17 protein-coding genes and 1 pseudogene are annotated in these 20807 nt (G+C 74.0%); 15 read left to right on the top strand and 3 right to left on the bottom strand.

Annotation, left to right across the window (positions count from 1 at the left end):
* The first annotated feature begins 52 nt into the window (after positions 1 to 52).
* Both AB0O00_RS09420 and AB0O00_RS09415 read left to right on the top strand, forming a co-directional pair.
* Positions 53 to 1009, top strand: coding sequence for a deoxyribonuclease IV (locus tag AB0O00_RS09420; protein WP_363649802.1), 957 nt, complete (start codon positions 53 to 55; stop codon positions 1007 to 1009).
* Between the two features lie 89 nt (positions 1010 to 1098).
* Positions 1099 to 3195 (top strand): MMPL family transporter, encoded by a 2097-nt coding sequence (locus AB0O00_RS09415; RefSeq protein ID WP_363649800.1) that lies wholly within the window; start codon positions 1099 to 1101, stop codon positions 3193 to 3195.
* A 49-nt stretch (positions 3196 to 3244) separates the two neighbouring features.
* On the opposite strand, the gene AB0O00_RS09410 is transcribed toward AB0O00_RS09415, so the two are convergent.
* Positions 3245 to 3472 carry a hypothetical protein gene (locus AB0O00_RS09410; RefSeq protein WP_363649799.1) on the bottom strand — a complete coding sequence of 76 codons (228 nt, stop codon included), beginning with the start codon at positions 3470 to 3472 and terminating at the stop codon, positions 3245 to 3247.
* Between the two features lie 216 nt (positions 3473 to 3688).
* Complete coding sequence (locus AB0O00_RS09405; protein ID WP_363649797.1) at positions 3689 to 6469, bottom strand: hypothetical protein; 2781 nt, start codon at positions 6467 to 6469, stop codon at positions 3689 to 3691.
* 67 nt (positions 6470 to 6536) lie between these two features.
* Here AB0O00_RS09405 and AB0O00_RS09400 point away from each other — a divergent pair, with 67 nt between their 5' ends.
* Positions 6537 to 6995, top strand: a complete 459-nt coding sequence (locus AB0O00_RS09400; protein ID WP_363649795.1) for a hypothetical protein — start codon at positions 6537 to 6539, stop codon at positions 6993 to 6995.
* Between the two features lie 30 nt (positions 6996 to 7025).
* Here the strand turns inward: AB0O00_RS09400 and AB0O00_RS09395 are convergent, their stop codons facing one another.
* Positions 7026 to 7664 (bottom strand): Crp/Fnr family transcriptional regulator, encoded by a 639-nt coding sequence (locus AB0O00_RS09395; protein WP_363649793.1) that lies wholly within the window; start codon positions 7662 to 7664, stop codon positions 7026 to 7028.
* Positions 7665 to 8013: 349 nt separating this feature from the next.
* Between AB0O00_RS09395 and AB0O00_RS09390 the strand changes: the two genes are divergently transcribed.
* From AB0O00_RS09390 to AB0O00_RS09335, 12 genes and pseudogenes are all read left to right on the top strand, one after another.
* Complete coding sequence (locus AB0O00_RS09390) at positions 8014 to 8883, top strand: hypothetical protein (protein ID WP_363649791.1); 870 nt, start codon at positions 8014 to 8016, stop codon at positions 8881 to 8883.
* Between the two features lie 71 nt (positions 8884 to 8954).
* Positions 8955 to 9251, top strand: a complete 297-nt coding sequence (locus tag AB0O00_RS09385; RefSeq protein WP_363649789.1) for a hypothetical protein — start codon at positions 8955 to 8957, stop codon at positions 9249 to 9251.
* Complete coding sequence (locus AB0O00_RS09380) at positions 9242 to 10027, top strand: hypothetical protein (protein ID WP_363649788.1); 786 nt, start codon at positions 9242 to 9244, stop codon at positions 10025 to 10027. Before AB0O00_RS09385 ends, AB0O00_RS09380 begins: the two co-directional genes overlap by 10 nt.
* Positions 10024 to 10335, top strand: coding sequence for a DNA-binding protein (locus AB0O00_RS09375; RefSeq protein ID WP_363649786.1), 312 nt, complete (start codon positions 10024 to 10026; stop codon positions 10333 to 10335). Before AB0O00_RS09380 ends, AB0O00_RS09375 begins: the two co-directional genes overlap by 4 nt.
* Positions 10332 to 10943, top strand: coding sequence for a hypothetical protein (locus AB0O00_RS09370; protein WP_363649784.1), 612 nt, complete (start codon positions 10332 to 10334; stop codon positions 10941 to 10943). Before AB0O00_RS09375 ends, AB0O00_RS09370 begins: the two co-directional genes overlap by 4 nt.
* Before the next feature lie 5 nt (positions 10944 to 10948).
* Entirely contained in the window at positions 10949 to 12478 is a 1530-nt protein-coding gene (locus AB0O00_RS09365) for a hypothetical protein (protein WP_363649782.1), read from the top strand.
* Complete coding sequence (locus tag AB0O00_RS09360; RefSeq protein ID WP_363649780.1) at positions 12475 to 13311, top strand: hypothetical protein; 837 nt, start codon at positions 12475 to 12477, stop codon at positions 13309 to 13311. The genes AB0O00_RS09365 and AB0O00_RS09360 overlap by 4 nt, the downstream gene beginning before the upstream one ends.
* Positions 13304 to 17755 (top strand): hypothetical protein, encoded by a 4452-nt coding sequence (locus tag AB0O00_RS09355; protein WP_363649778.1) that lies wholly within the window; start codon positions 13304 to 13306, stop codon positions 17753 to 17755. The genes AB0O00_RS09360 and AB0O00_RS09355 overlap by 8 nt, the downstream gene beginning before the upstream one ends.
* Positions 17742 to 18926, top strand: a complete 1185-nt coding sequence (locus AB0O00_RS09350) for a Wadjet anti-phage system protein JetD domain-containing protein (RefSeq protein WP_363649776.1) — start codon at positions 17742 to 17744, stop codon at positions 18924 to 18926. The genes AB0O00_RS09355 and AB0O00_RS09350 overlap by 14 nt, the downstream gene beginning before the upstream one ends.
* A gap of 107 nt (positions 18927 to 19033) precedes the next feature.
* On the top strand, positions 19034 to 19219 hold the full coding sequence (locus tag AB0O00_RS09345; RefSeq protein ID WP_363649775.1) for a DUF1508 domain-containing protein: 186 nt from the start codon (positions 19034 to 19036) through the stop codon (positions 19217 to 19219).
* Positions 19220 to 19323: 104 nt separating this feature from the next.
* Positions 19324 to 20559, top strand: a complete 1236-nt coding sequence (locus AB0O00_RS09340) for a glycosyltransferase family 1 protein (RefSeq protein ID WP_363649773.1) — start codon at positions 19324 to 19326, stop codon at positions 20557 to 20559.
* Positions 20560 to 20632: 73 nt separating this feature from the next.
* Positions 20633 to 20807: pseudogene (locus AB0O00_RS09335) on the top strand (glycosyltransferase family 1 protein); the annotation flags it as partial.

Raw genomic sequence — 20807 nt, 5'->3', positions numbered from 1 at the left:
GACCGGTGCCCGCCATCCGGGCCCGTTTTCGGGACACGCCCGGCCGCGTGGCATGCTCGGGGCCGTGAACAGCACCGCTCTCGTACCGCCCGCCGCCACCGTCCGCAACCCGATCGGCGCCCACGTGCCGGTCGCCGCCCGCGGGCTGGCCGGGACCGGCCTCCCGTACGCGCGGCGGGTCGGCGCCGAGACGGTGCAGGTGTTCGTGGCGAACCCGCGCGGCTGGGCCACGCCCCCGGGCAACCCGGCGCAGGACGAGGAGTTCCGCGCCGCCTGCGCCGAGCAGGGCGTCCCGGCCTGGGTGCACGCGCCCTACCTGATCAACTTCGGCTCCGACAACCCCGCGACGCGCGAGCGCTCCGCCGTCTCCCTGCGCCACTCGCTGCTGCGCGGGCACGCCATCGGCGCCCTCGGCGTCGTCCTGCACACCGGCTCCGCCGTCGGCACCGCGCCCGGCGGCCGCTCCCGCCGGGCCGAGGCGATGGCGCAGGTGCGGGCGGACGTCCGGCCGCTGCTGGACGAGCTCGACGCGCTCGGCGACGACGCGCCCTGGCTGCTGCTGGAGCCGACGGCCGGTCAGGGCAGCTCGCTCTGCTCGCGCATGGAGGACCTCGCCGAGTACGTCGAGGCGCTGGAGGGCCACCCGAAGGTCGGCGTCTGCCTCGACACCTGCCACGCCTTCGCCGCCGGGCACGACCTCGCCGTCCCCGGCGGCGTCACCGCGGCCCTGGACACGCTGGTCGCCGCCGCGGGGCCCGGCCGGCTACGGCTGATCCACGCCAACGACTCGGAGGACGTCGTCGGCGCGCGCAAGGACCGGCACGCCAACATCGGCGCCGGGATGATCGGCGCGGAGCCGTTCCGGGAGCTGTTCGAGCACCCGGCGACGGCCGGCGTGCCGCTGGTCGTCGAGACGCCCGACCGCAAGCACGGCGGGGACGGCACGGGGCACGCGATGGACATCACGGCCCTGAAGGAGCTGCGCGAGCGGGCCGCCGTCAGCGTGTAGCCGACCGCACACCGCCGCTCGGGCTGCCGGTCCGTAGCGGCGGTGGCAGGCTGGACGGGTCACTGCCTCCGGCTCCTGGGGGTCCCCCGATGACCGCGACCCGCAACCTCGCCGCGCTGCCCTGCGGCCGCCGCGGCAAGTGGGTGGTGCTGGCGATCTGGCTGATCCTGCTGGTCGTCACCGGCCCACTCGCCGGGAAGCTGATGGGCGCCGAGGACAACCAGGCGTCCAGCTGGCTGCCCGGCAACGCCGAGTCGACGAAGGTGCTGAACGAGCAGCGCGCCTTCCAGCCGATCGAGACCGCCCAGGCCGTCGTCGTCTACCAGCGCCCCGGCGGCCTCACCCCCGCCGACCGCGCCCAGGGCGTCCGGGACGCCGTCACGTTCGCGAGCGCCCCGCACGTCCTCGGGACGGTCGTCGGGCCGGTGGTCTCCGGCGACGGGCAGGCCATGCAGACCATCGTCCCGATCGACGTCGGCACCAACGGCTGGAACGGCCTGCGCCCGGCCGTCGACAGCCTGCGCGCCACCGCCGCCGCCGGCAGCCACGGCATGACCACCCACGTCACCGGCCCGGCCGGGGTCGGCGCCGACCAGGCCAAGGCGTTCGCCGGCATCGACAGCTCGCTGCTCGCCGCCACCGTCAGCGTCGTGATCATCCTGCTGCTGCTCACCTACCGCAGCCCGGTGCTCTGGACGCTCCCCCTCGTCTCCGCCGCCGGCGCGCTCACCGTCTCCCAGGCCGTCATCTACCTGCTCGCCAAGCACGCCGGGCTCACCGTCAACGCGCAGAGCGCAGGCATCCTCATCGTCCTCGTCCTCGGCGCGGGCACCGACTACGCCCTGCTGCTCACCGCCCGTTACCGCGAGGAGCTGCGCCGCCACGAGGACCGCCACGAGGCGATGGCGTTCGCCCTGCACCGGGCCGGGCCCGCGATCCTGGCGTCCTCGGCGACGGTCGTCGCGTCGATGCTGTGCCTGCTGATCGCCGAGATGAACTCCACCCGCGGCCTCGGACCGGTCTGCGCCATCGGGGTCGTGGTCGCACTGGCGGCCATGCTCACGCTGCTGCCGGCGCTGCTGGTGATCATGGGACGGTGGGTGTTCTGGCCGGTCAAGCCCGGCTACGGCACGGCCGAACCCACCAAGACGGGCCGCTGGGCGCACATCGGCGCGTGGATCGCCCGCCGTCCGCGCAAGGTGTGGGTCGGCACGGCGCTCGCCCTCGCGGCCTGCTGCGCGGGGCTGGTCTCGCTCAACGCCAACGGGCTCGGCACGGCCGCCTCCTTCACCGGAACCCCGGACTCCGTCGTCGGCCAGCGGGTGCTGGAGCAGCACTTCCCCGGTGGCACGGGCTCCCCGCTCACCGTCATCTCGACGGCCGTGGACGCGGGCACCGTACGGACCGCCGCCCAGTCCACGCCGGGCGTCGCCGGGACGTCGGTGCCCGTGACGCACGGCGGGCAGGCCCTCTTCCAGGCCACGCTCACCGACCCGCCGGACAGCCAGACCGCGAAGGACACCGTCGACCGGGTCCGCGCCACCGTCCACGCCGTCCCGGGCGCGGACGCCAAGGTCGGCGGCAACACGGCGGTGATCCTCGACGCCGGGCGGGCCGCCGGCAACGACAACCGGGCGATCATCCCGCTCGTCCTCGGCGTCGTCCTGGTCATCCTCGCGCTGCTGCTGCGGGCCGTCACCGCGCCGCTCGTGCTGATCGCGACCGTCGTGCTCTCGTACGCGGCGGCGCTCGGCATCAGCGTGTTCTTCTTCGAGCACGTCTTCGGGTTCCAGGGCGAGGACAACGCGTTCCCGCTGTTCGTCTTCGTCTTCCTGGTCGCCCTGGGCATCGACTACAACATCTTCCTGATGACCCGCGTCCGCGAGGAGTCCGCCCACCGCGGCACCCGCCAGGGCGCGGTCGCCGGGCTCGCGGCCACCGGCGGCGTCATCACCTCGGCGGGCCTGATCCTCGCCAGCACCTTCGCCGTGCTCGGCACCCTGCCCGTCGTGGCCCTCGCCGAGATCGGGTTCGCCGTCGCGCTCGGCGTGCTCATCGACACCCTGGTGGTGCGGTCGGTGCTGGTCACCGCGCTCACCGTCGACCTCGACCGGCACGTCTGGTGGCCGAGCCGGCTCTCACAGCCGGCCGACGTCCCGCAGCTGGAGCCCAGCGGACACGCGTGAGCCCGGGGAGCGCCGAACACTCCCCGGGCCCACTACTGGATTGGCCGGATCAGCCACAGTCGCCGATGCAGGAGTCCTCGCTGCTCTCGTGGAAGTTGAACCAGCTGGCGTGCGGGCCGAACAGGCCGACGCCGGCCGAGCCCTGCTCCAGGCTCTGGCTGGACGACATGTCCGACGCGTGCCAGTGCGCCATCGCCGGCGCCGGCGCCGCGAAGGCAGCGGCACCCGTCACGGCCGCGATCACGGCGAACTTGCGGATGTTTCCACGAAGCGACATCAGATGTCCTTTGGGTGGTCTCTGGTCTCTGGCATGAAGAAGCACCCCGGAGCCGGCCACGAAAACACCCGGCCGCCCCGCGGGCACCAGCACAGATTTGCACACGAACCCGCACGAACCCGCCCACGCCGCAACCCCGCTGAGACAACCGGGTGACCGATCTCCCTCGGCCGGGTGAAGGCGGTCCGCCGCGCCTCACCCGGACGGCCCACCCGGTCATGCCGGGCGCCGCGGATCCCCGGTCATCGGGCCCTCGGGGCCGCCGATGGCTTCCACCAGTTGCCTTTGCGAGCGGATGTCCCGCGCCTGCCCGCCGGTGAGGTCGTACTGTTCGAGCGCGTCCAGCTGGGCCAGGGCGGCCTGCGGGTCGCCCAACCAGGCGGTGAGCACGGCCCGTTGCGAACGCAGCCCGATCACCTCCCCGAACAGGGCGAAGTGACCGGTCAGCGGCAACAGGTGCCGGTCGATCAGCTCCAGCGCGTCCTCCAGCGCGCCGGCCTCCACGAGATCGTCCACCGCGTCCTGGCCGACGGTGACGAGCGAGCGCCACGCCCCCGAGACCTCGTAGAACTTCATCGCGTGCAACGCGGCCAAGCCGTACGGCCGGTTCAGGTGACGGCAGCAACACACGTACAGGAAGAGGCAGTCGGCGACATGCTTGCAGTCGTCCAGCCAGGAGTCGACCGGCGCGACCAGGGCCCGGATCTCCGCCGCGGATGCGCCGAGGACGTCGTCGGGCTCCAGCCCGAGATGGTCGAAGTACGCCGTGCCGACCCCGAACGCCTCCGCGGCCGCCTCCTCGTGGCGGCCGAGCTCCAGGAGCCCGGTCGCGTAGGTGTACCGGACGATGCGCACGGCCTGTGCGGTGTCCGCCAGCGAGAGCGCCTCCTGATACGCCCCTCGCAGGGCCTTCGCATCGCCACGCAGGCCGGCCGTGTTCAGCAGCCGCAGCGCCAGGGTGCCCCGCTCGTACGCGTCCAGGTCTCCGCCCGCGGCCAGCGACCGCAGTCGCTCGACCCCGGCCAGGAGGCCGTCGCGGTCCCCGAGGTCGTGGCACCAGGTGGCGAGGGCGTTGGCGGCCCGGAACCGGTGACCGGTGGACTGCCCCGGGTCCGCCGCGACGGCTTCGAGCACCGCCCTGAGCTCGGCCGGGAAGCCGATCTCCCGGAAGAACTCGTCACCGGCGATCTCCACCAGCACGTCCACCCTCCCGAGGTCCGCCTGCAGTCGCAGCCAGCGCCCGAACCGGCGGACGTCGCGGATGCGGTTCAGGTCGTCCTGCAGCAACTCCGAGAGCACGCGGCGAGCCGCGTCCAGGCGGTCGGGCCGTAGTTGCTCCGCCTCCCCACCGGCAGCCAGGCGCGCCGCGTCGTGGAGTTTCACCCGCCCGTCGGCGAACGTCTGGGCGACGCCCCGCAGGACGAGTTCCCGCAACGCCCCGGCACGAGCCGCAGCCGTCACCGTGGTCAGCGCACCCGTCAGCGCACCCGTCAGCGCGCTGGCCTCGGCGGCGGTGAGCGGCACCTCCGCCACCGCGAGACCGGCCGCGACCACGCGCGCCGTGTCGCCGAGCCGGCCGAAGACGTCCCCGATCAGGATCTCCTGGACGGTGGGGGTGAGGTGCAGGCGGTCCCGCAGCGCCGCGCAGAACGCCCGGGCGTCGGCGCCGAAGGCGTCACGGGTCAGCTGTGCGGCGTTGGCGACGAACATCGGCAGGCCGCCGGTGAGTTCGAGCACGGCCTGGGCCGTCGGGTGGTCCAGCGCGCAGCCGGCGCGGGTGAAGACGGCGGCGACGGTGTCCTCGTCCCAGCCGTGCAGGGCCTCACCGGAGATCCCCAGGTAGGCCTCCAGCGGACGCTGGCCCTCCCACGGCCGTGCCAGCAGGACGAACCGGACGCGGGACGCGGCCTCCAGCAGCGCACGGAGGTCCGGGTGGTCCAGCCGGTGGGCGTTGTCGAGCATCACGGTGACCCGTTCGTCCCGGACCAGCCCGCGGTCGACGGCGGCCAGCAGTTCGAGCGCGCTGCCGCTCGGCAGCACGGCCGCCTCGGCGGGGTGCCCGGCGGTCGCCAGGAGCCGTGCCGAGAGTTCGCGCGCCAGCGAGGACGGCACCGAGGCGGAGGCCAGGTCGCCGACGTCGAAGTAGACCACCGTGCCGGCGCAGTGCGCGGCGGCCCGGCCGGCCCAGCTGCTCTTGCCCGCGCCCGCGAGGCCGACGATCAGCCGCAGGCGGTCCTCCCGTTCCGCGGGCGGCTCGTCCCGCTGCGGGTACCAGGGCTCGGGCGCCGCCGGAAAGTCCTGCAACTGCTGGACGAACTGCTCCAGCAGGGACGGGAGTTCGTCCGCGCTCACCCGATGCCCGCCCGCCCCGGTGGCGACGTGCTGGAGGTGCGCGGCCAGTTTGGCCACCAGGGTGCGTGGCGCGAGGGAGCCGAACGGCACCCGGGCGGCCGCTTCCTCGCACCAGCCGACGGCCTCGTCCAGGCCGGGCCAGGCGGGCGGCAGCCCCGGGAGTGCGGCGGCACCCGGCCACTGGACGCGGATGTCCGCGGGCCAGTCCGGGCCGGCGATCCGGGTGGCGAGCCCCGGCCCCGGCGCGGTGTTCGCGACGACGAGGAGGATCGGCTCACCCTCCCGCCGGCGGGCGGCGTGCTCGGCGCGGATCGCCGCGAAGCCCTCGACGGCGCCCCTGACGTCCGTCCACCCCAGAGGCCCGGTCCGGGTCTTGACCTGGACGTACACACGCCGCCCCGGCAGCACCAGTTCGATGTCCTCGTCCCGCTCGGTGACGAGGACCCGGGCCCCGGTGTCCGGCATGGTCAGCACACAGGCCACCGCGTAGAGGTGCTGGTACCTGAACCCGCGGTGGAGCGCCTCGATCCGGTTCAACTGCACGGGATCCAGCACCGCTCCCAAGCCGACCCCGGCCACCGGATCCGTTCCTGCGCCCGCGCCCGTGTCCGCCGTCCCGCCGTCCACCGCTCGATCAACCGTCACCAACCAACCTCCCTCGACGACTCATTCCACGTAGTGCCGAACGGCACCAGAACACCCGGAGAAACCCGTGACCTCGAACACCGTCCCCCGCGCCACCCGGTTCGCCGCCGTCTACGCCCTCCTCAGGGCCTCGGCCGACGTGGCCGACCACTGGATCCAGACCGACCACCAGGCCGCCACCAAGACCCAGCACGACGACACCCCCGGGCAGTGCGCGGCGGCGGGCCGCCGGGCCTGCGCCGCTCACGTCGCGTCCTACACGGCCGCCCAGGCCGCCGTCCTCCTGCTCGCGAACCGGGCCCTCGGCCTCGGGCTGCGCCCCTCCCGCCTCACGGCCGCGCTGCTGCTCTCCGCGACCAGCCACTACGCGGCCGACCGCCGCAGGCTGCTGCACCGGCTCGCCCGTGCCACCAGGGGCGGCCGCTTCGTCGAGCTCGCGGACGGCGGGCTGAACGGCGCCTATCTGATGGACCAGGCCTGGCACCACGGCTTCGAGGCGTGCGCCGCGTTCGTCGCCTCGGGGTGACGCCCGGCCCGGTCCGGCGGGTGTCCCGGCTCAGGCACCCAGCCGGGACACGCAACTCGCCCACCGCGCAAGGTCGATCGTCAGCAGCCCCTTGCTGTGGAAGCGCCCGATCGAGAGGTGGTCCAGCACCGGGCGGGCCCGGCGGTACCCCAGCCGGAGCCCCTGGGCCAGATGATCCCGGCTGACCCTGAGCACCACCTGGCCGGCCCGGCCCCCGCCCTTCAGCCGCTCGTTCCGGACGAATGGTCTCACCAGGCCGGCCAGGCGGACCTCCGGGTCGCCGAGCCCCTGGATCATCAGCGTCTCTTGGTTCCGGCCGAACAGGTACTCGGCAAGTAGGCGTTCAGCTCCCTTCGACTTCTCCAGGAAGCGGTTGAGCCGATCGGCCTGCCCGATCAGGACGACCGCCCCGGTGTGCGCGACGACCTGGGCCGTCCTCGGCATGCCCGGGACGAACATGGGCGTCTCCCCGATCAGGTCGCCGGGGCCCCGGAAGGCGATCACCGACGGTTCGTCGAATCCTTCCTCCCACCGCGCGATCCTGAGCACGCCGCGCTCCACGGCGCAGACCTCCCGCGTGCGGTCACCTTGGCGGATCAGCGGCTCGCCCGGTTCGAGCACCTTGGGCCGCCATCCGTCGGTCATCTCGTGCCACCGCTCGTCACCCATCAGGTCCCGAAAGGTCGGCCCCCCGCTGGGAACCCACCGTCCATTCGCAGTGTCGTACATGCCCAGCAAGATAGGACACCGCCGCCCATGTCCCGTTGATTCAACCGGTGTTGGCGGATGTTCGGGCTACCCCCACGCCCCCGGTGCTATTCTCCCGAACCTTTTCCGTGCGGGTGCGCCTCTTCACCACGCGCGCGTACCACTCCGCTCGCGTCTCCCGTGCTGCCAACGTAAGCACGCCGTCACCACGCGTCACCCGACACTCGTGAGGGAAGCCGGCACACCGGCCGGCCCGGTAGCCCCGGTAGCCCCGGCAGCCGGTCCGGACAGCACACCCTCAGGAGGCCCGATGACCAACCCCGCCCGCGGCGGCCGCACGTGGCCGGGCGGCCCGCTGCCCGACCACCACGGTGTCGTGGTCCTCGACCAGGAGGAATTCACCCGCCGGCCGGGCGCGACCCAGGCCGAGGCCGGCGCGGCGACCGGCGAGCTGGTCGACGAAGCCCTCGCCCGGGCCGGCCTCGCATCCGTACGGGATCACAAGCTCTTTCCCCGCGACAGCGGCGACGGGCTCGTCTTCGGGTTCTCCCCGGAGCACCTGACCGCCCTGCTGGACCGGTTCTTCCCCGAGTTGCAGGCGGTGACCGCCCACCACAACACCACGGCCGCCGGCCGGCCGCTGCGGCTGCGCGCCGCCGTGACCTGCGGGCCGCTCCCGGCCGACGGCGGGCCGGACGACGGCTACGGGGTGGCCCGCAACGAAGCCCACCGGCTGGTGGACGCCGACGCGCTCAAGCAGGTCATGGCGATGGCGAGCCCGGACGCCACCCACCTCGGGGTGATCGTCTCGGACCGCGTGTACCAGGACGTCGTGGTCGCGAGGTACTGCGCACTGCACCCCGACCGGTTCCTCAGGACCGTCGCGACGGTCGCGGGCAAGAAGTTCCGCGTACCCGCCTGGATCCACGTGCCGGCCCCGTCCGGTGGCCTGCTCGCCGCTCCCCCTCCGCCGCCTTGCAACCCGCTCGGTCCTGCGGCACTCGTCCCGGTCCCGGACGACGACCCTCCCGGCCGGCCGTCCACGACCGGCGTGCGGGGCACGGTTCGGACGAGCACAGTTCAGGAGGTGAAGCAGGGGCTCGCCCTCGCGAACGCCATCGCCCGAGACGTGACCCTCTCGTTCACCACGACGACGGACCGTCAGGAGCACTACCGGTGACGGCCCCTCCGGCCGCTCCGCTCCCGGGCCCCGCTCGATCCGTCTCTCCCCAGGACCCTGCACCGGCTGCCGTGCATCAGCAGCTCCGGCAGTCCGTCGAGCAGTCCGTGGAGCAGTCCGTGGAGCAGGGAGCCGCCGTCTACGGCGTCGGCAACAACGTCAACATCCATCACCACTACCAGCTCGTCTGCCCGTGCACCCAGTCGCACTCCTGCGGCCGGACCGCGTCCCACGCGGCGCACGGATTCGCCCTCGGCCTGCAGGAGTTCGTCCTCGGCCTGCGCGCGCAGTGGCGGCGGCTGGTCGGCCCCATCGGTCCCGGCACCACTCCGTCCGACACCCCAGGAGGTACCGACCCGTGGCAGTGATCCCCCTCGTCCCCGAACCGACCGGTGCGTTCGCGGTGCTCCACCGCCAGGTGACGGGTTCGCCGCAGCTCCGTCCCGGCCGGCTGCTCCTGCCCGCGGCGGAGGCAGCGGAGGGGCCGGTCCGGCTCTCGCCCGCCGAGGCGTGGCAGGGTCTCTACGGCCGCCCGCGGGATCGCGTCCTCCGCCGGGCGATCTGGCAGCAGGCCATCCGGCTCGCCCACCAGGAGGCCCGCGGGGCCGCCGGTCCTGACGGCGGTCGGGTGGCCGGCTGGCAGCTCGTCACGCTCTGGCTGGCCGTGCCGTGCCTGCGGTCGACGGTTCGCCGTCTTGGGTGGGAATTCGGCCTGGAGCGCGCCGAGTTGGAGTCCGCAGCCGTGCTCGGCCTGATGCAGCGGCTCGCAGAGGCGGATCCGGAGCACCCGGCCCCCGAGAGTCTCCTGGTGCGGGGCGCCATACGGCATTGCTGGGCGCTGGTCGGGCCCGCGCGCCGTGAACGGGCCGTCGCCGCGATCGACGCGGCGGCCGACGTCCGCGGGGCGGGCCCCGACCCGGCGGAGGAGCTGGCCTGGGAGCTGTCCATCACCCCGCCGAACCGTCCGGACGGCCTGGCTGCGGCCCTGCGCTTCCGGGTGTCCCGGGAGAGCGTCGAAGGCGTGCGGCTGGGGGCGCTCGCCGAGCGGTTCGGCCTTCGGGAGGTGGTCCACCGGGCCCGGCGGCCCAAGCCCGGGCCTCGCCTCGGCTCCCTGGCGCTGCGGCCGGTGGAGGCCCACCGGTGAGCGGCGACCGCGGCGCGCTGACGTTCCCCGAGGTCTTCGCGCTGCCGCTCGCGGTGGACCTGCGGACGGCCGCCCGGGCGTTCGCCATCTGCCGGACCACGGCCTACCGGCTCGTCGCCCACGACGCCTTCCCCTGCCCGGTCCTGCGGATCGGCCGGCAGTACCGGATCCCGACCAGCGGACTGCTCGGCGCGCTCGGCATCGAACGGCGCCCCGTCCGGGCCGCCGACCTCCTCACCGGTACCGAGTACGCCGCCCGGCACCACGACGAACCGTTCACCCGAAGCCTGCTGGAGGACTTCGCATGACCCCCGCCACCTCCCACGCGCCCTCCCACGCCCCCTCGCCGCCGCAGCCGGCGGACGGGTCCCCCGGCCTGATCGAGCGGTTCGCCGAACTGGAACCGGGCCTGCTCGCGATGTCCCAGGACATGACGGCGATGACCACCCTGGTCACCACCATCGCCGAAGCGGCCGAACGGTTCGGCCCCGGGATGCAGCGCGCCGCCCGGGACGGCAGCCCGATGAGTGCCCAGCTCGCAGTCACCCAGCGGCTGGCCACCGCGCTGGGCGCCCCTGCCGCCGAACTCAAGGAGTCCGCGCACCGGTTCACCGAGCGCATGGCCGGCCTCGACGCGACCGTGCACGCCGCACTCGACCTGTTCGGGAAGGTCCCGCCGGCCCTCTGGGGCCCCGACGACCGGGGTTTCCTGGGCCAGCTCGTCGGCATCTCGGCGGCGGCCCGCCACGGCACCGAGACGCTGGCCCTGTTCCGGACCATCGTCGACGTGATGATCGCCATGCATCGCGAACTCCGCGGCCCGGCAGGGGACATCGCCACCGCGGTGGCCCGACTGGCCGACGCGATGACCATGGTCGAGGCCTGGGACCACCGGGCCCGCCAGCTGGCGGCCTGACCGGGATGCCGACCACGAACCCCGAGGACGACGAGCCGGCGTCCACCGCGGACCTGCCCGACGAAGGACTGGTCCGCCGGGCGAAGGCCCTGGCCTGCACGGCACCCTTGCAGAGCCTCGACGCCCACAAGGCCTCGCTGGAGGGCATCGACGCCCGCGGCTACCAGATGTCCCAACTGGCCCTGCACGCGATCGACCAGATCACCGTCGCCATGGACTTCGACCACGGCGCCGACCCCGACCGGGTGATCGGCCAGCTGACCAGGTACGCGGCGCTGCAGCAACCGCAGCACACGGAGGAGCAGCACCGGCGGATCGCCGAGTGGGTGCTCAACAAGCTGATCAACGTCGGGACGGTGGACCGGGGCTTCGAGCAGACCTGCGGGCGGATCGACGACGACGGGGCCTACCGGCGGTTCCCCTTCAGGTTCAAGCTCGTCGAGGAGACGGAACCGGCCGGAAGGCTCCACCTGAGGACCACCGACGAGGCGATCAACGTCCTCGTCGGCGCGCTCGACACCGACGTGGAGTCCTCCCAGGTGGCCGCCGAGCACAAACTCAGGAACCTGATCGAACGCGGCCGGCTGGACGACGCGAAGGTGGCGGCGGAGCAGGCGCGGCACCGCACCGTGCAGTACGGCGAACTGCTGCGCCGGCAGCTCGACGCGACCCGGCGCAACGTCCGCACCGTCGACTGGGAGAACGAGGTCCCCGCGCTCCTCGACGCCGCGCTGTCCCACATCGAGAGCCGCTACACGATGGAGAACCAGATCCTGACGCACATCACCCGGCGTCGGGACGAGGCCGACAGCTCGCGGTACAAGCAGCGCGCGGCCGAACTGGTCGTGATCGTCCGCGAGTGCATCGGGCGCCACATGCGGCTCCAGAAGTACGTGCAGAGCGCCGGCGCGGTGTTCCGCAGGGAGCAGGACCGCCAGGAGTTCTCGGGGCCGCCGCAGCGCGCCGCGCTGGACCTGTACGGGCAGCTGCTCGTCCCCACGTTGGAACTCCCGGTGCACCTCGCCCTGCCGGTGCTCGCCGACTACTTCCGCGCCGCCGTGGCGCCCGACCCGCCGGCGGCCGTCTCGCTGTCCTCGATCGTCACCCGGCTGTGCCGCTCGGGCCCTCCGGAGCCGCCGGTCGGCACCGAGGTCCCGACCCCGCAGCTCGGCGCCACGACCGATGCTCCGGGATTCACCGCCGAGGAGCGCGCGCTCGGGGACCGGCTCCTGGACCTCGGCGACCGGACCGAGCTGCTGAGCACCCTGCTGGCCCGGGCCCGCCGGCAGGCCGGCCCCGCGGTGGCCAGGCTGGTCCTGCACCGGGCCGGTCACGCCTTCGGCGCGTCGGTCGGCAGCGCCGTACGCGCCGGCGTCCCGGACATCCTGCTCGCCTTCCCGACCGGCGGCGCCCTGACCGACCCCGAGTTCGGCGGCGACGAACTGCTGCTGGCCCGGGTGTCCGTGAACCGCGCCGCCGCGCGGGCCCACCCGCCGGAGCCCGAGGCCCGGCCCACCCCCGAGGAGCGCCCGTGACCACCCACGACCCCGCCGCCGACGCCGAGGACGCGGCCCGCCTGATCGCCTTCGGGCTGCGGACCCGGCAGACGCCCGCCCGCGACACCGACTACCTGCGCCTCGCCCGGCGCTACCGGCAGGACACCTCGTTCCGGGCGCTGACCGACCGGATCGGGCGCGGACTCGGCCTGTCCGTGCTGGGCAACGACAGCAGCACCCAGGCGCTCGTGCTGGCGGCCCTCGACGGCTCGGTGTTCGAGACCAGGCTCGAGGACTACGCGAAGCTGGCCAAGTACCGCGGCGGCCACGGCGACCACGAGAAGGTGCTGCACGGCCTGATCCACCTGGCGATCGCCGCCCTGGCCTTCCCGCGGCCGGACGACCTCGCACAGGACGGCTTCATCGGCCGGGTGGGCGTCGACGTCATCGACTCGACGGTCCGCGACATCTGCCGCAAGCTCCAGGGCAGGGCCGCCGAGGCCGACGGCGGGACGGCGACGCCCACCGAGACCCCGGAGCTCGAAGAGGTGTGGCGGGCGTACACCCGGCGGCCGGAGACCTACCGCACGAAGGACCGCCGCTCGCCCATGAACTCCACCCAGGGGATGGTCCGGCGGGCGCTCAACGTCCTGACGGAGTACGGCTTCCTCGTCCCGGTCGGGGAGTCGTCCGACGGCAACTACCGGACCACGCCCCGCTACCAGCTGCAGGTGCGGGAACTCGCGGCCGGCAACGCCTTCCGGGAGTTGCTCAAGCTCGGGGCCGTCCCGATGACCGACACCAACGGAACGCTGCGCGTCGTCCCCGACGAGCGCGGTGCAGACCTCACCCTGGAGACCGCCGATGTATGAACTCTCGCGTGTCCTGCTGCGGTCCGTGGGACCGGCCGCGGCCCGGTACGAGGACGTGCTGATCGACCTCAGCTCCGCCGGCGCGCCGGTGGTCACGACGCCCGGCACGCTGTTCGGTGACGACGGGCCGGTCCGCCGGCCGTCCCCGGCGAGCGTGCTGCACCTGGTGAACGGCGGCGGCAAGTCCGTGTTCATCAAGCTCGTCTTCTCCGTCCTGCTGCCCGGTCACCGCCAAGCGGTCGGCACCACCAGCACGCACGCGCTGAGCAGCTTCGTGCTGGAGGGCGACGTGTCCCACATCGTCCTCGAATGGGTGCACGCCAAGAGCGGCCGGCACCTCGTCACCGGCAAGGTGTCGGCCTGGAAAAACGGCCGCCCGGCCAGGGACCTGCGGCAGCTGGAGGAACGCTGGTACCACTTCCGGCCGACGGAGACCCTGGGGCTGCGGACCCTTCCGGTCGTCGAGAACGGCCGGTACCGCCCGCTGGCCGACTACTGCAGGCAACTGGTGGCGGCGGCCGAGGAGGACCCGGCCCTCGAGTACTCCTGCGTCGACGTCCACCGGAAGTGGACCGAACGGCTGTCCGACCTCGGCCTCGATCCCGAACTCTTCCGGTACCAGCGGGCGATGAACGCCGAGGAGGGGGAGGCGGCCGACGCGTTCTCCTTCGCCGGGGACGACGCGTTCGTCAACTCCCTGCTGAACGCGGTGCTGCCGCCCGAACCGGCCGAGGAACTCGCCGGTGTGGTCGGGGCGTTCGCCGACAAGCTGGCCGAACGGAGCAGCCTCGAACTGGAACGGGAGTTCGTGCGCGGCGCCCTGACACATCTCGCGCCGCTGGCCGAGGCCCGGCGGAGCAGCCTCGCCGAGACCGGGCGCAGGAACACCGCCCGCGCCCGGCTGGACCAGCACCTCCGGCTGATCCGGGTCCGCGCCCACCGGGAGAACGCCCACGCCGAGGCGTGCCGCACCGAGAGCCGGGACCTCACCGAGCTGCTGAAGCGGGAGACCGACCGCCGGACCCACCTCGCCGCGGTGACCACCGAGGCGCAGCGCCTGGTGGCCGGCATGCGGCTCGCCGCGGCCGAGGCCACGGAGCGGCAGCACCGCACCGGCCTCCAGCGGGCCCGGCTGGTCGAGAACGGCTGGCAGGCCGTCCCGACGGCGCTGCGCCACCGGGACGCGGTCACCGCGGACCTGCGGCTCCGGGAGATCGTGGCGGCGACCAACAAGGCCGCCCAACCCGCCCTGGCCGCCCGGGACTCGGCCGCTGCGACGCTGCGGTACGCCCTCGGCGCGCTGCACGAGGAGACCGAACGGCAGGCCGGGGCCGCCGAGTCGGCCGGCCGGCAGCAGGACGAACTCGCCGGCCAGGCACAGGCCGACCACAACGCCGCCGTCTCCCGCGCGGCGGAGCTGACCGCCGAGGCGGCCGTCCGGCGCACCGCCGTCGAGACCGTCCGGCACGAACTGGCCACCGCCGTAAGGGAAGGACGGCTGCCGGAGGGCACGAGCGCGGCCGAAGCCGTCGTGAGCGCACGCGCCCGCGTCGTGCAGGCGGAGAACCACGTCGCCTCGCTGGAGGCGTCGCTGGCCGACCTCGACGAGGCTCGCGAGGGCGCGGAGCAGCGGTGCACCCTGGCCCGGGCCGCCGTGGCCGCCGCCGACGAGGCCGCTCGCGCCGCCGAGCGCGAGCTCCGCGAGGCCACGGCCCGGACCGAGTCGCTCGCCGCCGATCCCGACCTGGTCGCGCTGGCCGGCGGCGACGTGGTCCTCGACCGGGACGCGACCGACCTGCACGACCGGCTGGCCCTGGCCCGGCGCGAGGTGGAGGCCGCCCAGGCCCTGCTCCAGGTGGCGATCGCGGGCGACGAGCGGGCCCGGACGGCGCTGGAGACCACCGAGTTGCTGCCGCCGTCGGTGGCCGCGGTCCGGGCGACGCGGATGCTCAAGGAGGAGGGGATCACGGCCTGGGCCGGCTGGGACTACCTGGCCTCGCTGAACGACGTCGAGCGCCGGCGCCAACTCCTGCGGCGGGCTCCCGAACTGGCCTCCGGCGTGATCGTGAACGACCGGTTCGGCGAGGCCAGGGACATCCTCGACCGGAGCGGGCTCTGGCCCACCGAACACCTGTCCGTCGGTACGGCGGACCGCCTGCTCACCGGGACCGACGAGGAGCCGGCCGAGGACGGCCCGTACGTGGTCCCGGTCCACCCCGCGCTGTACGACGAGCAGGCCGCCGACGAAGAACGCATCAGGCTGACCGAACGACACCGGGACCAGCTGCGGCAGCAAACCGAACTCCGTGACCGGGGCGAACGCCACGCCGCCCTGCACACCCGCCTCGGCGACTGGCGCAGCGACTTCCCGCCGGGACACCTGGAGGCGCTGGGCCGGGAGTCGCAGCAGCGGGAGGCCGCGTCGGCCGCCGCAGGCGCCGTGCTGCTCGAACGGCAGGCGGAGCTGGAGCGGATCGCCGGGGAACGCCGCGCGGTCAACGACGCGCTCCCGCCCGCACGCCGCGACCACATGAGCGCCGTCCGCGCCGCCGAGGACCTGGACCGGCTGGCGGAGCGCGAGGCCCGGATCCCCGGGTGGGAGAGCGCGGAGAAAGCGGCTCTGGAGGCCGCCGGTGCCGAGCGGGTCTCCGCCGGTCAGGCGGCGGAACGCGGCGAACGCTGCCGTGCGCTGGCCGCCGAACAGCGGCGTGCCGCCGACGCCCTGCGCGGGACCGCGCTGCGCCTGATGGAGGAGCTCGACGCGCTCCCGGAGGTGGACCGTCTCCCCGGCGGCGGGCCGTCCCCCTCGGCCCAGCCGGTCGAGGTGCTGCGCCGGGCGTTCGCCGCTGCGGCGCAGGAGTTCGAGCGGGTCTCGGTCGGCGACGACCTCCGGGCGAAGGCGGCGCTGGCCCGCGACCGGCTCGACGCCGCGGAGCAGGAACTCGGCGACCTGGCTCCGGCGGTCCGGCGGAAGGCCGAGGAACTGCTGGCCGGCCCCGAGGCGGCGGACAAGGTGTCGCGTGCCCTCGCCCGCGAGGCGGCCGAGCGTGCCGTCGGCGCGGCCGAGGCGCGGCTCGCCGAGTCGGCCACCACGGCCACGGCCCTTCGGGCCGAGGTCCAGGCGTTCAAGGTGCCGGACGAACCGGTCGATCTCACCCCGTTCACCGGCCCGGAGACCCTCGACGAGGGCCTGGCCCTGGTCGCCGACGCGGAGCAGGCCCGTACCGAGTCCGAGCAGGCCGTGCTCGACCTGGGCCACCGCAGCGAACGCGCGGCGGCCCGCGCCAAGGAGGCCGCCCGCGAGGCCCGGCTCTTCAAGGACCTGTCGACGGTTCTCGGTCCCGGCCCGGGCGGCGATCCGACGCCCGACGAACCGGCCTTCGAGGGCGATGTGCCGACGGCCCGGCAGCGCCACGACGACGCCAGGTCACGCCTCGACGACGCCGACCGCGCCCTCGCCGAGGCCAGGCGGACGGAGCGCACGCTCACCGGCCGGCTGGTGCAGCACGCCGTCGACGGGCGCTTCGTCGGTCTCAAGCTCCCGAACCGGGAGATCATCGGGGCGACCGACCCCGCCGAGCTGCCCGCCCACGCCGCGCACTGGACGCACCTGCTGAGCCAGCGGCTCCGCTCCCTGGAAACCGACCTGGAGACGATCGACCGCCACCGCAAGGCGATCGTCAGCCAGCTGCGCCAGCAAGTGGAGGAGGCGCTCCGGGTCGTCCGGCGTGCCGAGAGCCTGTCCAGGCTGCCGGACGGCCTGGACCGGTGGTCCGGCAAGCCGTTCCTGCAGATCGCCTTCACCGCCGCCGCGGACGACGTCCTCACCGACCGGCTCGGCACCGTCATCGACGAGGTGTCCGGCGAGACGACCGGCGGGCGGAGCACCAAGCGTGACGGCCTGTCCCTGGTGCTGCGCGGCGTCTCGGCCGCGGTGGGCACCTCGGGCTTCAAGGTCCGGATCCTCAAACCCGATTCCGTCCTGCGGGACCAGCGGGTGCCGGTGTCGGAGATCAAGGACGTCTTCTCCGGCGGGCAGGTGCTCACCGTGGCCATCGTCCTCTACTGCACGATGGCCGCCCTCCGGTCGAGCGAGCAGGGCCGGACCAGGCACCGCCACTCCGGCGTGCTGTTCCTCGACAACCCGATCGGCCGGGCCTCGGCCTCGTACCTGCTGCAGGTGCAGCAAGCGGTCGCCGCCGCGCTGGGCGTCCAACTCGTCTACACCACCGGCATCTTCGACCTCGACGTGCTGGAGAACTTCCCGCTGGTGGTACGGCTGCGCAACGCCGCCGACCTGGCGGCGCACCGCAAGTACCTGACGGTCGAGGAGACCATCCGGCCGCTGCTGGACAGCTCCCCGCCGGCGGACGGCGAGCACGGGGAGATCACCGAGATCCGGTACTACCGGCGACCGTCGGAGGACGACCGTGACGAAGCCTGACCCGAAGCGCGTATCGACGACCGAACCGAAAGCCGGGACGGTCCGGCTGAGCGCCGCCGAGAAGCGGTTCCTGGCCGCCCTCCGGGAACGGGCGTCGGCGGGCAAGCGGAGCGGCTGCGCAACGCACAAGCTGGCCATCGCCGCCGTCCGGGAGCTCCACCACGAACACTTCGGCCGGCCCGGCGACGACGCCCTCCCGCCGCGGGTGCTGCTCGGTGCGCTGGACCGGCTCAGGACCACCGGTGACATCGAGTTCGTGGCCAGGACCGACCTGGAACGGGTCGAACTGCCCAGGAGCGTCAGGGTGCGCCGGCCACCGGAACCGGCCGCCGACCGACCGGCCATGCCTCCGCTGCATTCGAGGATGAGCCGGGTCGCCACGGAGTGGGACCGCAGCGGGCGCAAGCCGAGGCAACTCGCCGCCTACGTCGCGGTGAACGAGTGGCTGATGGCCGCGCCTGCGCCGGCGCCACTGCCCATGTGCGAGAGGTCACTGCAGATCTTCGGCAAGGACGCCCACCTCGCGCACTTCCCCGAGCCGGAGAAGGCCCTTCGGGACCTCTCGTTCGGCTGGCTGTTCCGGGACCACGTGTACCTGCGCGAGTTCCTGGACATCCTCCGTGCGGAGCCGCCGCTTCTCAACGAGTGGTACCGGGCCAAGCCCCACGAGCGCGGCTACACCTCGCTGATGCGCGGCGACGTCCTCTTCGTGGTCGAGAACTACACCACCTGCTGGTCGCTGACCAGGGCGCTGGCCACCGTGGACCACCGGCTCGGCTATCTGGCCTGGGGGATCGGGAAGTCGTTCGCCTCGTCGGTCCGGAGCATCCGCCCCGACCACGGGGTCGGGGCGATCAGGTACTTCGGCGACCTGGACGCGAGTGGACTCGCCATTCCGGCCCGGGCCGCCGAACAGGCCCGGGCGATGGGCCTGCCGCCCGTCGTGCCCGCCGCCGCGCTGTACGACGCGCTGTTCGAGCACGGCACGCCGCTCCCGGGCAAGGAGAATCCGGTATCGCCCGCCAGGGCCGCGGAACTGGCCTCCTGGCTGCCCGAACGCCACCGCCGTCGAGCCGTCGAACTCCTGGTCGGCGGCCGGCGGATCGCCCAGGAGTGGGTGAACCTCGATCACCTGGAGTCCTCGGTGGAATGGCACGCCGACGTGCGCTGACCCGGCGTCCGGGCGCCACTCGGACGGGTCGTCGGGCGGGCGGGGGGAAGAGGGGTGTGCCTACGGTGCGGTGCGAGGGGGTTACCGAGCGAGAGGTGAATGGGTTCATGGCCGGCAAATTCGAGCTGTTCACGGACGACACCGGGATGCACCGCTTCCGGCTCAAGGCGAGCAACGGGTCGATCGTCGTGACGGGCGATCCGCAGGAGAGCCGGGACGACTGCATCCGGAGCATCGAGTCGATCCGCAAGCTGGCGCCGTACGCGGAGCTCAAGGAGGCGGCGGCCGGATAGCGGACCGTCGTGTGCGGGTCGGCGGTGCAAATCGCCGACCCGCGTTCGTTTGTACGACAGATCCCTTTGGCCGAATACATGCCGGGCCCGGTCACAACACTGACATGCGCGTCGTCATCGTCACCGAGTCGTTTCCGCCAGAGGTCAACGGAGTCGCCCACAGCGTGCTGCGGACGGCCGAGCATCTGGTCCGCCGGGGCCACCAGCCCCTCGTCGTCACTCCCGCTCCCGCGCGCGGTGCCCAGTGCCCGCCGCACACGTTCGGCACCGGTACGGACGCGGCGGAACTGCCGGTGGTGCGGATCCCGTCCGTACCACTGCCCGGCTACCCGCAGGTGCGGGTCGCGCTGCCGAGCCGGCGGCTGACCGCCGCGATCGCGGCGCACCGGCCGGACATCGTGCACCTGGCCAGCCCGTTCGTCCTCGGGGCGCGCGGGATGCAGGTCGCGGCGCGGCGCGGGGTGCCCGCCGTCGCCGTCTACCAGACCGACCTCGCCGGGTACGCGCACGCCTACCGGGCGGGGCGCGGGCTCGGCGAGGCAGCCGCCTGGCACCGGATCCGGGGCGTCCACCGGGCCGCCGCCCGGACGCTGGCGCCGTCCACGCCCGCCGCCCAGGACCTCACCGCGCACGGGGTGCCCCGGGTGCACCTGTGGCCCCGCGGGGTGGACTCGGTGCGCTTCCACCCCCGCCACCGCGACGAGGCCCTGCACCGGGCGCTGGCCCCGGGCGGGGAGGTGCTGGTCGGGTACGTGGGCCGGCTCGCGCCCGAGAAGCGCGTCGACCTGCTGGCCGCCGCCTCGGCGCTGCCCGGGGTGCGGGTGGTGGTCATCGGGGACGGGCCGTCCGCGCCCGGGCTGAAGGCCTCGATGCCCGGAGCGGTGTTCCTCGGCCGGCGGACCGGCGAGGAACTGGCGCGCTGTTTCGCCACCCTCGACATGTTCGTCCACACCGGCCCGCTGGAGACCTTCTGCCAGACCATCCAGGAGGCGATGGCGAGCGGCGTGGCGGTGGTCGGACCGGCCGCCGGCGGCCCGCTGGACCTCGTCGCCCACCACCGCACGGGCCTGCTCGTGCCGCCGCGGGACGGCGCGGCGGTCGCCCGCGCGGTGGCGGCGCTGGCCGCCGACCCCGAGCTGCGGGCCGCGTACGGGCGGGCCGGGCGGGCCGACGTGACCGCCCGCACGTGGGAGGCGGTCGGGGACCTGCTGCTACGGCACTACGCGGAGGTGCTCGCGGAGCACCACGGGGTCGCGGTGCCGGCGGTGGTCGAGGACTTCGAGGTCGACACACACGCCGAGGCGGAACCGGCTGCCGTCACCGAGGAGTTGCCGGCATGAGCGAGCGCAGCGAGCGAATGGTCGACAGGTGCGCAGTTCGCGAAGCGACCGCCGAGCGCAGCGAGGTGGGAGCATGAGCCCGACCTCGGACGGGTCGCTGCGGATCGTGCGGCTCGCGAACTTCGTCACGCCGGTCTCGGGCGGGCTGCGGACGGCGCTGCGGCACCTCGGCGCCGGGTACCTCGCGGCCGGGCACCGGCCGGTGCTCGTCGTGCCCGGCGAGCGGCGCTCCGAGGAGGAGACCGAGC

The sequence above is a fragment of the Kitasatospora sp. NPDC093558 genome (assembly GCF_040683475.1).
Lineage (GTDB): Bacteria > Actinomycetota > Actinomycetes > Streptomycetales > Streptomycetaceae > Kitasatospora.
The sequence above is the reverse complement of the archived record's forward strand: the minus strand, read 5'-3'. Positions and strand labels throughout refer to the sequence as shown.